Annotated in this window: 11 protein-coding genes; 2 read left to right on the forward strand and 9 right to left on the reverse strand. The window is 64.2% G+C overall.

Going from position 1 to position 12,685, the window contains the following annotated elements:
• Positions 1 to 122: 122 nt before the first annotated feature.
• The 5 genes from QMK22_RS11750 to QMK22_RS11770 form a co-directional block, all read right to left on the reverse strand.
• Positions 123 to 1,274, reverse strand: coding sequence for a right-handed parallel beta-helix repeat-containing protein (locus QMK22_RS11750; RefSeq protein WP_283497829.1), 1,152 nt, complete (start codon positions 1,272 to 1,274; stop codon positions 123 to 125).
• 317 nt (positions 1,275 to 1,591) lie between these two features.
• Positions 1,592 to 2,452 (reverse strand): hypothetical protein, encoded by an 861-nt coding sequence (locus tag QMK22_RS11755; protein WP_283497830.1) that lies wholly within the window; start codon positions 2,450 to 2,452, stop codon positions 1,592 to 1,594.
• 252 nt (positions 2,453 to 2,704) lie between these two features.
• The gene (locus QMK22_RS11760) at positions 2,705 to 3,751 is read right to left on the reverse strand and encodes an acyltransferase family protein (protein WP_283497831.1); all 1,047 of its coding nucleotides are present in this window, start codon (positions 3,749 to 3,751) and stop codon (positions 2,705 to 2,707) included.
• The gene (locus QMK22_RS11765; protein ID WP_283497832.1) at positions 3,748 to 4,815 is read right to left on the reverse strand and encodes an acyltransferase family protein; all 1,068 of its coding nucleotides are present in this window, start codon (positions 4,813 to 4,815) and stop codon (positions 3,748 to 3,750) included. The genes QMK22_RS11760 and QMK22_RS11765 overlap by 4 nt, the downstream gene beginning before the upstream one ends.
• Positions 4,812 to 6,134, reverse strand: coding sequence for an O-antigen ligase family protein (locus QMK22_RS11770; RefSeq protein ID WP_283497833.1), 1,323 nt, complete (start codon positions 6,132 to 6,134; stop codon positions 4,812 to 4,814). The genes QMK22_RS11765 and QMK22_RS11770 overlap by 4 nt, the downstream gene beginning before the upstream one ends.
• A 223-nt stretch (positions 6,135 to 6,357) precedes the next feature.
• Here QMK22_RS11770 and QMK22_RS11775 point away from each other — a divergent pair, with 223 nt between their 5' ends.
• Positions 6,358 to 7,299 (forward strand): hypothetical protein, encoded by a 942-nt coding sequence (locus tag QMK22_RS11775; RefSeq protein WP_283497834.1) that lies wholly within the window; start codon positions 6,358 to 6,360, stop codon positions 7,297 to 7,299.
• Between the two features lie 109 nt (positions 7,300 to 7,408).
• Positions 7,409 to 8,683: an oligosaccharide flippase family protein gene (locus QMK22_RS11780; RefSeq protein ID WP_283497835.1), complete on the forward strand. Its 1,275-nt coding sequence runs from the start codon at positions 7,409 to 7,411 to the stop codon at positions 8,681 to 8,683.
• On the opposite strand, the gene QMK22_RS11785 is transcribed toward QMK22_RS11780, so the two are convergent.
• Genes QMK22_RS11785 through QMK22_RS11800 form a run of 4 tightly spaced genes read right to left on the reverse strand, consistent with a single transcriptional unit; the run spans position 8,680 to position 12,678 of the window.
• Positions 8,680 to 9,678 (reverse strand): glycosyltransferase family 2 protein, encoded by a 999-nt coding sequence (locus QMK22_RS11785; RefSeq protein ID WP_283497836.1) that lies wholly within the window; start codon positions 9,676 to 9,678, stop codon positions 8,680 to 8,682. The two genes, QMK22_RS11780 and QMK22_RS11785, sit on opposite strands and share 4 nt — an antisense overlap.
• Positions 9,679 to 9,728: 50 nt before the next feature.
• Complete coding sequence (gene pip / locus QMK22_RS11790; protein WP_283497837.1) at positions 9,729 to 10,685, reverse strand: prolyl aminopeptidase; 957 nt, start codon at positions 10,683 to 10,685, stop codon at positions 9,729 to 9,731.
• Positions 10,686 to 10,723: 38 nt separating this feature from the next.
• Positions 10,724 to 11,425 (reverse strand): response regulator, encoded by a 702-nt coding sequence (locus tag QMK22_RS11795; RefSeq protein WP_283497838.1) that lies wholly within the window; start codon positions 11,423 to 11,425, stop codon positions 10,724 to 10,726.
• 11 nt (positions 11,426 to 11,436) lie between these two features.
• Positions 11,437 to 12,678 (reverse strand): sensor histidine kinase, encoded by a 1,242-nt coding sequence (locus QMK22_RS11800; protein WP_283497839.1) that lies wholly within the window; start codon positions 12,676 to 12,678, stop codon positions 11,437 to 11,439.
• Between the last annotated feature and the right edge of the window lie 7 nt (positions 12,679 to 12,685).

Below are 12,685 nucleotides of genomic sequence, written 5' to 3' on the forward strand. Positions count from 1 at the left end.
TATAGCGAGAATTCATCACGTTTGTTCAGCTCGCCCGTGGCTGGCGGGCGCACGGCTGTCGGCCCTGCCTACTCAGCGGCCGGCTCAGCGGCCGGCTCGGCGGCCGGCTCGGCGGCCGAGGGCTAACCTTGATGGACCTCCACGAGGGTGTCGTCGGGCGTGTAATAGTTGTGAGACATCAGCACCTTCGTGGTCGACGGCGCAATGACCGCGCAGTCGTCGACCCGGGTATTGCGACCGAAAGTATTGCCGCTGACAACCACCCCGTGCAGGGGTCCGTGCGCTTTCTCGGCGAGGTTGATGGAGCATCCACCGCCATCGACGATGTTGTTCGAGATGGTCAAATTGGACACGCCACCGCGGTCCTGTGTCACCTGCACGGAGGCATTCCATGCATCGGTCAGCCGATTGCCATCGATGAGGATGTTCGATCCTTCCTGAATCTGAATGGAGTCGTCATGGCTCGGTGTGCCGCCCTGGTTGGGATCTCGGTCATAGTGCAGGTTGTCGTGAAGCCACGAGTCTGTGATGGCAACATTCCCACCGGTGAGATGGATGCCGTCAACCACGCCGTGGATATTGACCCGGGTAGCCTCAAAGTTGTAGCCGTAGATTCCCTGAAAGTCGGGTGACGGCGCGGACGGGAAAAGCTCCGTGTCGATGATGCGCAGGTTCCGGTAACCGCCGAGGTTGCCGATCAGGGCCATCGGGCCGTTCAAGGCTCGTCCACGCACGATCGAGTTTTTGATGGTGACGTCGGATGCTTCGACCTTGACCATGCCTCGAACGTCGAGGCTGTCGATTACGGTGCTGGCCTCCGTGATGATCAGGTCTCCCCAATGCACGGTCAGCGCTGTACCGGCCGGCACACCGGTGTTACTTTCATTCGGGATGCCCACCGTCGACGGCGGAGTGGGCGCCGGAGCCGGAGCGGGAACAGGCACGGGAACAGGCACGGGTGCCGGTACCGGAATTGGAGCTGGAGCAGGCACAGGCGCTGGCGCTGGCACCGGTAGCGGCGCGGGAGTGAGAATCGGTTCAGGAACCACCGGTTCAGGAACCACCGGTTCAGGAACCACCGGCTTCAAAATCACCGGCTCCGGAGCCACCGGTGATTTGAGCCGTGCCAGAAGCCAGCGCAGTTGCGCCGGAGACAGGCCTGATCCCGAGGAGACGTCGGCGGCGGGGCTCACGGACAGCCCAGCGCCCCACGGGGTGACCGTGTAGTTCAGCGGCGCAGCTTGGGCTGGCACGATTCCGATGGAGGCGCCCATGAGTCCGAGTGCGACAGAAGCGATGACCCTCGGGCGAGCACGACGGAAGGGGGAAGATACTTTCTGGTTCGTGGGCAAGCGGTGCAATTTCGCGGTGAATGTCATTAATGTCATTTCGTGTCCTGCACACGTTTCGGGACGTGCTGGGCGAGGCAGCTGAAGGGAGCCGCCGGTCGTGGGTACAGCATTTCGTATCGGCAATACTCGGTCAATGAAAAGTTGTGAATACCTTGGGGCGCGCTCGAACGGGACGCCCCACTGGGGCCGCCGGTAGCGCGTGGAATCGCCGCGGCAGCTAGCGGGGGAACCTAACCGACCTAACCGGCATGCACCGTGACTGTTTTGCTATCGGGCGTGTAGTAGTTGCGGGCCGTGCTGATCTTGGTCGTTCCGGGCGAAATGATCGCACAGTTGGTCACCTTGGTGTTGCGGCCGAACTTGTTGTCGGTGACCACAGTGCCGTAGATGGGGCCATAGGCTTTTTGGGCCACGTTGATTGTGCAGGCGCCACCGTCGGCGAAGTTGTTCTTGAAGGAGAAGTTCGACACATCTCCGGTGTCTTGGGTAATCTGCACCCCGGCGTTGTGGGAGCCGGTCAGGGTGCTTCCGTACACCTTGATGTTGCTGCCCTTTTGAATCTGGATGGAGTCATCGTGGCTCGCCTTGCCGCCCTGATTCGGGTCACTGGCGTAGTGCAGATTGCCGTGCAGCCAGGAGTCGGCGATGGTGACGTTGCTGCCGGTGATGTGCACGGCGTCGATGACTCCGTGGATGTCCAGACGGGTCGCGGTGAAGTTGTAGCCGTAGATTCCGTTCACATCGGGAGACGGTTTCGAAGGGTAGAGTTCCGAGTCGATGATTTTCAAACCGGAACGTCCGCCCAGATTATTAATCAAGGCCGCCGGGGCGCTGAGGCTTCGACCGCGAATGATCGAGTTTTTGATCGTCACGTTGATCGCGTTGATCTTGACGAGGCCGCGAATGTCGAGCCCGCTGATGACCGTGCCGGCCTTGGTGATGTTGAGGTCGCCGGTATAGACCTTGAGTGTCGTCCCAGACGGAACTCCGGTGGTGTCGGCACTCGCCGTAGCGGTGCGCACGGTACCTGCGGTTGCGGCTTGCGCGGGAGCAGCCAATCCAGCCAGCGGCAGAAGGACGGCCAATACAGCCGCAGCCAAGGAGCTGACTCTTCTCTTGCTGAACGAACGTGACGCTTCTGGGCACACAGCGCGAGCTGTGGCATCGATGGTGGCGGAGGGGTGGCGGCTGTCGTGGCTGGGGGCTGAGGGTCGGCGATGGGAACGTGGGATAGTGTCGCTCATGAAGTCATTTCGGGTGGTGCACGTTCGGGTATGCGCGTAAGGCAACCGCAGGGAGTCGCCGATAGTTATTAGAGTGTTACCCAAAAATGAAAATACGTCAAATTAACTTCATGACCTCATCGCTACCGCGGGGCGCTTCGACGCAATGACCCAGGACTGCACGGGCACCGTGAAAATACCCGGAACCGCGTGGAACCGTCGGTGTAGAGCGAGAGCGAAAATGATCGCCCCGGCACAGAGCAGCGGCGGCAGGAAGGTCGTGAGCACGGTCGCAACGTGCACGTCGAAGGCGACCACCATGGCCGCGAACGCCGTCATCGGAAAGGTATGCACGAGGTAGATCGGCAGGGTGCGCGAACCGAGCGAACGAACGAAGTCGAATGCCGCGATCCGTGCCAGCACCGCCGCGACCGTGATGCCAACGGCCACGGCGAGCACGCTCAGTACGAGCAGCACGAACGGAACCTTGGTTAGGGTGAACTTGGTCGTGACCACGACCAACGCGCCGTATCCCCCGCACAGCAGCGCGACATGCCACCACCGCACGCGTGGAACGAGGCGGCGCACCAGCGGCCCAAGGTAGATGGCCGCGATGAAAAACACGAGGTATTTGCCCATTTTGTCCCACGGCGACCCCGTGTGCAGCAACTGCGCACCAAACAGCACCGCCACGACCGTGGTGAGGGCAATCTGCAGGAGCGGCGACCACTGCCGCATGAGCCAGGCCAGGGTGAAGAACAACGGCAGGGCGTAAATAAACCACAAATTTGAGCTGGGGCGCGCGAACAAAGTAACGATGCTGGCCCACGTGGCGTTCGGCCCTCCCGACGGGCTGATCGGTGGGAGGGCGATCAGAAACAACGTCTGCACGGCCACCCAGACGACGTAAAGGTACAACAGCAGCGAGATGCGCTTGCGAAACAGCTGCCAGTACGGCAAACGGATGGCTGAAGCAGCCAAAATCCCCGACATGAAAAAGAACAGGGGCATGCGAAACGTGTCGAACAGCGGATTGAGCGGAGCGAGCGCACCCGCCAGCCCGACCTGGTCCAGGTACATTATGGCGTGATAGAGCACGACCAGGGTGATTGCGATTCCCTTCGCGACGTCGATCCACGCTTCGCGAGCCGGAGGGACTGCCGGCGTCGCAGTCATGTCGGCTCCTCACCCGGACGAACCGCGCGCAGACGGCCAGGGCGCGCGTCGAGCTCGGTTATAAAAGGTGGCGGTTCGTAGGCGTACCGCAGCCAGCTTCGCATCGCGTACCGGTGGAGCGCGAGGGCGAGCAGAACGGCGGCGAGCGCGAGAATCGGCGGCAGCACGGGTGCGATGACAGCGACGGCGGGGAAGATCACGGGCAGCGAGAGCACGAACGAAATCAGGATGACGATGGGCGTGTGAGCCAGATAGATGGGCAGCGTAATACGCCCGATCGCACCGAACCAGCGAACGCCGCGCAGCGTGCGGCTGAACGCAATGCCGCCGACCACGCCGACCAGGCAGTTCACAAAGTACAGGCCGAAAACGTCTCGGAGTCCGAGCAACGCGATGGCGGCAGTGACGGCCACCCACAGCACCATGGCCGCACCGACCAGCAGGGTATTGTCGACCGTACCGATACGGATGATCCAGTTGCGCAGGTAGATCCCGGCCAGAAAAAAGAAGTAGTACTTGAGCGAGCCGGACCAGCCCACATTGGCCGTCTCGAGGCCGCTCAGGGCAACGATCGAGACGGCGCCGGCGACGACGAGTTGGAGCCGTGGATCCACCCGACGGCTGAGCTTGGCGACGACGAAGAAGATCGATAGCGCCCAGATGAACCACAGCTCGAACCGCGGCAGAATCGGTGACACCGCGAGGCCCAGCACGGCATCGCGCAGGCCGAAGCCCTCACCCTTCATGGTCTGACCGAGCAGGAACACGATGGAGCCGATCACCTCCCAGAGCAGGAACACCCAGAGGTAGAGGCGCACTTTCACCGTCCACAGGTCACGCCACGGCTTGAGGAGCCATTTAGGGGCGAACAGCCCAGACAAGACAAAGAACAACGGCATGCGCATCGACGACAGCGCCTCGTTGATTTCACGCCAATAGGGGATATCAAAACCGGCCCCGAGCAGCCAATTTGCCGAGTGGAACAGGGCGACGAGCAGGATGGCGATGCCCCGACCGGTATCAACCCAGCCGATGCGCTCGGTTGCTGTGCCGGTAGCGCTCATTGCCAGAGCCGCACCGGCGCCAGGCGCAGCAGCGCGGCATCCGCCTTGGCGGGCGCTGTGCGGGTAATGAGCAGTCCGAGCACGAGAACGAGCAGCACCGAGGAGCTGAAGAACGGGCCGAAGAGCATGAACCAGACGGCTTTGATGCCCAGGTAGAGCAGCACGGCGCTGGCGGTGTTGCTCGCCACGTGCACGCCGATGCTGCGCACGATCAGCACGAGAATAACGAGGGCAAGCAGAAGCCCTGGAATGCCCATACCCGCCCAGAAGTCACCGATGATCGAGTGCAGTTCGATGTGCCCACCGAACATGTAATTATCGACATACCCGTTATTCGGGTCGTAGTTGATCGCGGCCATACCGCTCTTGGCCGCCAGGACGTCTTGCGGATTGGGCGCGGTTCCCACACCGAATCCCCACGGCTGATGTTGCATCAGCGCGATTGTCGCGGTGAGTTCGGGACGGCCACCGAGGATGAGCGAACCGGTCTCTTCGAGTTGGGCGACGGTGCGCTGCTGGGTGGCTTCGCCGAGGGCACCATCAAGAATGAGGGCTTGGATCGCGTTGAAGACGACCAGACCGAGCACGCCGAGCCCGAGCACGGCCCGCAGCGCCGATGTGCCGCGGGTGGGCCGAGTGGGGCGCATTTGCCAGGCCACCAGCAGCACGGTCAGAAGCATGAAGGCGAACGCGGAGCGGGCATCCGTCATGGTCGCTACGACCGTGAGCACGAGCGCGACCGCCAGTTCCAAACCGCGGCGGCGCAGTTGGAGGGCTATTCCGAGCAGCAGAATGGTCAGCGCCACCGAGTAGCCGAACCGCCAGGGGTTTGCCGCGTACAACTCGCTCGACGGCGATACACCGAGCAGGATTCCGGCGCCGTACCAAATCGCGATCTGCGAATCGGGCAGGACCGTGCGCGCCCAGAGCACGAATCCGACGCCGGAAAGCAAGCCGACCAGACCGGCGATCGCACCGAACGCCTGGCCGAGGCTTGTGTCGTGCGTGGGCGCGGACAGGGCTGTGAGCCAGATGCCGGAGCCGATTGCGACGACCCCCACGACCAAGAACAGTCGGGCGCCCCAGAACTGGCGCAGCACCGGAATCCACACTGGAAACAACGCCACGCAGATCACGGCACCCAGGGTGACGCCCTGGGTGATGTCGAGGCGCATCGCGACGATGAGCAGAACGACCACGGCAATAATTTTGTTGACAATGGGCGGTACCCGGTACTCGAAACGACCCGCGCGGGTGCGTGGCGGCGGCACCGCGGCGGGGAGAGCTGCGGTGCCGTTGGAACGTACCTGAGAGGACACTAGCCACCACCACCCGGGCCGTACAGGAACGATTCGGGCATCGTTTCTTATTGCACAGCCGCATCGTGCACAAGAATAGACGGCACTGGACCGCAGCGACAAGGGCGATCCACCTCAAACTGAGGGAACGTCACCCCCCGAGAAGGGGACTCGGGGACGGGCCGCATGGCCTGTATAGTGGCGATTTCGTGAGGGATTTTCATCGTGCTACCGGAAGCAGCCTGTGGTTATCAATAAACTCGGTCGGCTCGTAGCCGACGTGCGCCGCGACCCGGCCGACCTGGCGCAGCGCGCCAGGATCAAGGCGCGCCTCGCCGGCCTGACGGTCGCCAACAGGCTCAGCCGCCGGCCCGCGACCGGAACCGGCGCCGTCGTGGTGAACCTGACCTCCTTCGGCCACCGAATTGATCTGGTGTTCTACGCCCTCGAAACCATCGCCGCCGGTCGAATTCGCCCCCGGCGGCTCATTCTCTGGCTCGACGACGCAGCGGCAGCGGCACACCCTCCGGCCACCCTCCTCCGCTTGCAGCGACGGGGCCTGGAGATTCTCCGCTGCCCCGACTACGGGCCACACAAAAAGCAGTATCCCTACGCCCTGACCGGCCCGACGCTTCCGCTGGTTGCCGCCGACGACGACGTGTTGTACCCGCGCGGATGGCTCGCGGAACTGCTGCGGGCGGCAGGGCGGCATCCACGTGATGTCGTCGGACATCGCGCCCACACGATCACCTTCGACGGCGACCGCGTGGCACCGTATTCGCAGTGGGTCGCCGCCCTCGGCACCGTCGCGAATTTTCGAACTCTCTGCACCGGCGTTTCCGGCATCTACTACCCGCTGGAACTACTCGATGCCCTACGTCTGGCGGGTGACACTTTTCTGCGCGCGGCTCCGCGGGCGGACGATCTGTGGGTCTTTTCGGTCGCGGTGCGCAGCGGGATTCGCGCCCGCCAAGTCGGTGAGCGGCAGGCCGAGTACCCGGCGATTCCTGGATCACAGCGCGGTACCCTCTACCGACAGAATGTGATCGAAGGCGGCAACGACGCCCAGTTCGCGGCGTGCGTGGGCGAACCCGAACGCGAGCGCATGCTGCGCGACGACCCGAGCGACACGGGGGCGGTATCGGCGAGGTCGGCGCTGCGAACGGTCAACGGCGATGGCACCTAGACGCCCCCGCGGCCCCGTGCAGACCCGAGGCTCTGCTCAGCTTTCAGCCGACCCGACACCCCGCCGAACAGCACCACGTCCAGCCGCTCCAAGCTCGGTCTCACGCAACATGACGATTGCGCTGATCGGCAACTCTTTCCCCCCGCTCGTTGCGCTGTTCTCCGGGCCGATTCTGGCCCAGGCCCTCGGTGTGGACGGTCGTGGCGCCGTGGCAGCCGCCACCGCACCGCTGGCCCTCGTGGTCACCCTCGCAACCTTCGGTGTTCCCGAAGCTGTCACCTGGGCGATCGCCCGCAACCCCGCCCTCGCCCGCAACGCGTCCAACCGGGGCATGCTGATTCTGGTTGTGGCCGGGCTGCTGGCCATGGGCGCCGTCGTCTTGTCTGCCGCCTGGCTCAGTGGCGGCGACCCCACCGTGCAGCAGCTCATCCTGGTGGCCTGCCTGGCCATCGTGCCCAACCTCCTGGTCGGAGTGTTCCGCGGGGTCGCCTCCGCTACCCAAAGCTGGCGGCTCGTCGCGCTGGAACGCATCGTCACCTCCTCCTTGCGGCTCGCCGTGCTCATTCCGTTCTGGCTCACCGGCACCCTGACACCGCTCGTGGCGACGATCGCCGTGGCGGCCATGCCAGTGACCGGGCTGTTCGTATATATCGGGCGCATGCGCACCCTCGACCCGCGAGCCTTCGACGTTCCGCGCGAGGCCCGTACGGCTGGTCTACTGAGCTACGGAGTACGCATCTGGGTCGGCTCTCTGTCGGGGATTCTGCTGTCCCGGCTCGACCAGGTGCTCATGACACCATTCGCCGGTACGTATCAGCTCGGGCTCTACGTCGTCGCGGTGAGCGTGAGCGAGCTGCCGCTGATCATCAACCAGGCAGTGCGCGACGTGACCTTTGTGACGGATGCTGCCGATTCGGTCGACGCGCGCCTCGCGTCATCGGCCCGCATCTCGACGCTGCTGTCCGGCCTCGCCGCCCTGTTCCTCGGCATCAGCATGCTGTGGTGGCTGCCGTTTCTGTTCGGCGAAGATTTTCGGCCGGCGCTGCCGGTGGCCGCCGTGCTCCTCGGCGCGGTAGTGCTGGGTACGCCCGGATCGATCGGTGGTTCCGGTCTGAGCGCGCGCGGGCGACCCGGTTTGCGCAGCATGTCACTACTGATCGCCTGCCTGGTGAACATTGCCATGCTGATCCTGTTGGCCCCCCTGCTCGGGGCGATGGGGGCCGCACTGGCGACCCTGGCCGGCAACCTGATCTCCAGCAACCTGAATCTTGTATTCATGTATCGCAAGTTCGGGATCAACCCCCTGCAGTTCTACGGTGTGCGGCGTGCCGACCTGGTCACCCTGCGCGAGTACGCGAAACGGTTCACGCGGCGCCGCCGCTAGGACCGTCTGGTCGGGGCAGTACCACCGGGGGCAGTACCACCGGGGGCAGTACCACTGGGGGCAGATCGGGGGGAACCGGCGGAAGCCGGTCGATATGCAAGCCCATCACGCAAACCCCGCATCGCAGCGAGAAGCGGCTGCATCGACGTCAGCAGCTGGCGTCGACCCCCGCGGGAGACGACTTCCCAGGCTGCCGATACGCTGTGGCGGCGCCAGCGGCGGTCGTCGTCGTCGTTAAGGTTGCGGGCCGCGTAGACGAGGCGGTTGCGCACGTTGTAGTAATAGTAGGAGTACGACTTGGCCTGTCCGGCGCTGTGCTGGCCGGCGCCCTGTGTGCCGCCCTGGGCGTGGATCGCCTGCGCGGTGGCGCAGACCGTGACGGATCCACCCTTCTGCAGTACCCGGTGCGAGAGTTCGACGTCTTCCCAATACAGAAAATAGTCGTCACTGAACCCACCGGTCAGGCACCACAGTTCATCGCTGATCAGCAGGCACGCACCGCTGAGCCACGGCGTGACCCGCTGCTGCGCAAAATCCCTGCGCCTGCGGGTCGCGCGCACCCGCCCATCCTCGAGGTAGAGGTCGCTGCCGTCGAACCACACCGTGCCGTCGGGCCGCAGAATGCGGGGCGAAACCAGGGTGAGCGGATGCATTCGAACCAGTTCGAGCAGTCTGGCCACCTGGTCTGCGGCGATCGCGGCATCCGGATTCAACAGCAGAAAGTGGATGCGGCCGTTTTGTTGCGCCCGCGCAACGCCGAGGTTCATGCCGCCGCCGAAACCGAGATTGGTCGGCGACAGCACCAGCTGCCAGTCTTCCCGTTCGGAGAGCGCCGCCACCCTCGCCTGCTCGGCCGCATCGGTGAAGTTATCGACGACGACCACCTGCAGCCCCGGCGCCGACCGGGACAAGGGCCGCAGGTTCGCCTCGAGCAGCGCGGACGACCCGAAGTTCACCACCACCACGGCGAGGGAGTCGAAGTTCGAGTCGGTCATGCGGTCAGTATTGCAGATCCGTACGGATCGCCTGATAAATTCTCAGCGCACTAGCCGGCGAAGCGGTCGGTCGCCTCGATGATCGCGTCGAGGATGCCGGGCTGGTCGAAGGCGTGGCCGGCATCGGGAATCATCTTGAACTCGGCCTCCGGCCAGTTCTTGTGCAGGTCCCACGCGGTAAAGGCCGGGGTGCACATGTCGTAGCGCCCCTGCACGATGACGCCGGGAATATCGGCCAGGCGGGAGGCGTCGTCGATGAGCTGGTTGGGGGTGAACCAGCCCTTGTTGGCGAAAAAGTGATTCTCAATGCGGGCGAACGCCACAGCGAAGGCCGGATCGGAGAAGTGCGCGATCTTATCGGGCTCCTGAATGAGGGTAATCGTCGACGATTCCCAGGTGGCCCACGCCACGCCGGCACGTTCGCGCACGAATTGGTCGGGGTCGTGCAGCAGCCGACCGTAGGCCTCGATCAAATGGCCGCGCTCATTTTGGGGAACCGGCGCGAGAAACGACTCCCACAGGTCGGGGTAGATCGCCGCAGCGCCGCCCTCGTAGAACCAGTCGAGCTCGACCGGCCGCAGCGTGAAGATGCCGCGTACAACGAGTTCGGTGACTTTCTCGGGGTGCGTTTCGGCGTAGGCGAGAGCCAGGGTGCTGCCCCACGATCCACCGCAGACCAACCAGCGGTCGATGCCGAGGTGCTCGCGCAGTTTTTCCAGGTCGGCCACGAGGGTCCAGGTGGTGTTGACGCCCAGGTCGATGTCCGGTTCGCTCGCGTGCGGTGTGCTGAGGCCGCAGCCGCGCTGGTCGAACAGGATAATGCGGTATTTCGCCGGGTCGAACACTCGACGCTGGTCCGGGCCGGACGCGCCACCCGGGCCGCCGTGCAGGTAGACCGCCGGCTTGCCGTCGGGATTGCCCGAGGCCTCCCAGTAGATGGTCTGGTTGTCACCGACATCGAGCATGCCGGTTTCGTAGGGTTCACACTCGGGGTAGAAGGTACGCATACCTCGAGCCTATGCCCCACCCCCGGAGCTCGCCCCGGTCAGCGGCCGACGAGACCGTGCTCGTAAGCGAGAATGACCGCCTGCACCCGGTCGCGCAGGCCGAGTTTGTGCAGGATGCGTCCGACGTGGGTCTTCACGGTCGACTCCGAGAGAAAGAACCGTTCGGCGAGTTCGGGATTGGAGAGCCCCTCGGCGATCGCGAGAAAAACCTCGGTCTCCCGTTCGGTGAGGGCCGCGACGGCGGCGGCAGCACACGCATCGGGGGCATCCGTTTGTGGCAGCTGGGTACCGAAGAGGTCGAGCAGGCGCCGGGTCACCCGCGGCGAAACGGATGCCTCCCCCGAGACCACCGTGCGAATCGCCGCGATCAGCTCCACCGGTTCGGCATTTTTCAGCAGAAAGCCACTCGCACCGGCACGCAACCCACCGAAGGCGTACTCATCCAGATCGAAGGTGGTCAGGATGATGATCCGGGTGTCCGGCTGGGCAGCCATAATCTGCCGGGTCGCCTCGATCCCGTCGAGACCAGGCATGCGCACGTCCATCAGGATGACTTGGGGACGCAGACTCGCGGCGAGCGCAATCGCCTGGGCACCGTCGCCCGCTTCGGCGACGATGATGAAGTCGTCTTCGGCCTCGAGCACCATTCGAAAACCGACCCTCAGCAGCGTCTGGTCGTCGACGAGCAGGATGCGGATCGGATCGGGGAGCGCTGAATCCTGCGCGGCTGGTGAGGTCATTTCGGCGTTTGTCATTTCTCGATCTCGAAGGTCATGGCGGCGTGCACGCGCCAGCCGTCGTGGAGCCCTGTTCCTGCTTCAAAGGTTCCACCGTAGATGGCTACCCGTTCCTGCATGCCGATCAGGCCGCGACCGAGCGAGTGAGCGCTCGGTTCGCGGTGCGGCCGACCGTTGTCACTAACGGCAATGTCGACCGTTCCTGGTGCCGACTTCAGCCGCACCACAACGTGCGTGGGCGTATCGGCGTAGCGCAGCACGTTGGTCAGTGACTCCTGCACCAAACGAAAGATGGTCAGCTGCACGCTCGGGTTATCCGGCGGGCGGCCGCTGCGTTCCAACACGACCGGAAGCCCAGTTGATCGAAAGGATTCGACGAGGTCGGCGAGTTGATCGATACCCGGTTGCGGGGCACGCGGGGCCGGCTCGGTGCCGGCATCGAGCACCCCGAGCAGGCGCCGCATCTCGGTCATTGATCGGCGCCCGGTGGCAGCGACGTCGAGCATGGCTGCCCGGGATCGCTCGACGTCTTTCGGGGCTATGGCATGGGCACCGTCGGCGAGGGCGACCATGACGGACAGGCTGTGGGCGACCACGTCGTGCATTTCGCTCGCGATCCGGGAACGCTCGGAAATGCGCGAGAGCTGCGCCTGTTGATCGCGTTCGCGGGTCAACTGTGCCGCGAGGTCGAGCAAAGAAATCACATACCGCTTGCTGTTACCCGTGTTCACGCCAATCAGGGTGGCGGCGAGCATCATGATTGACATGGTGATGGCAACCGGAAGCCAGGGAGTGTTCACTGAGTCGGTGGAATACCAGACGGCTAGGCTCACCAGAACCGAGGATGCCCCAAACCCGAACCACGCGCTGCGCACATCGACGTACACCGCGACGGCATAGAGCGCGAGAAGCTGCGCAACGAGGTACGCGTCGCCGTAATCAGCGAAACTAAGCAGGCCCACCCAGGTCACGGCCAAGACGAGCCGTGGCATCCGTCGGCGAAAGAACAGTGCTGTCGCCAGAAGCAGCACGAGGGCGGCGTTGAGGAGAGTGTCGCGCACAGGGGGCGGATCGGCATCCAGCGAGTTGAGCAAGAGCGTCAACACCATCGGTACGGCGTAGATCAATACGATGAGCGTGTCGGCCACGTGCGGATGCCTGGTCCAGAACCGCCGCACGATTCCGGGCGGAGTGGGCAGATGCACGTTTCCCCCCGGCGCGAGGTCGCGCGCGGGGGGAACCGTGTGAGTACTCATTCTTCGA

The sequence above is a fragment of the Cryobacterium sp. PH29-G1 genome (assembly GCF_030063365.1).
Classification (GTDB): Bacteria; Actinomycetota; Actinomycetes; order Actinomycetales; family Microbacteriaceae; genus Cryobacterium.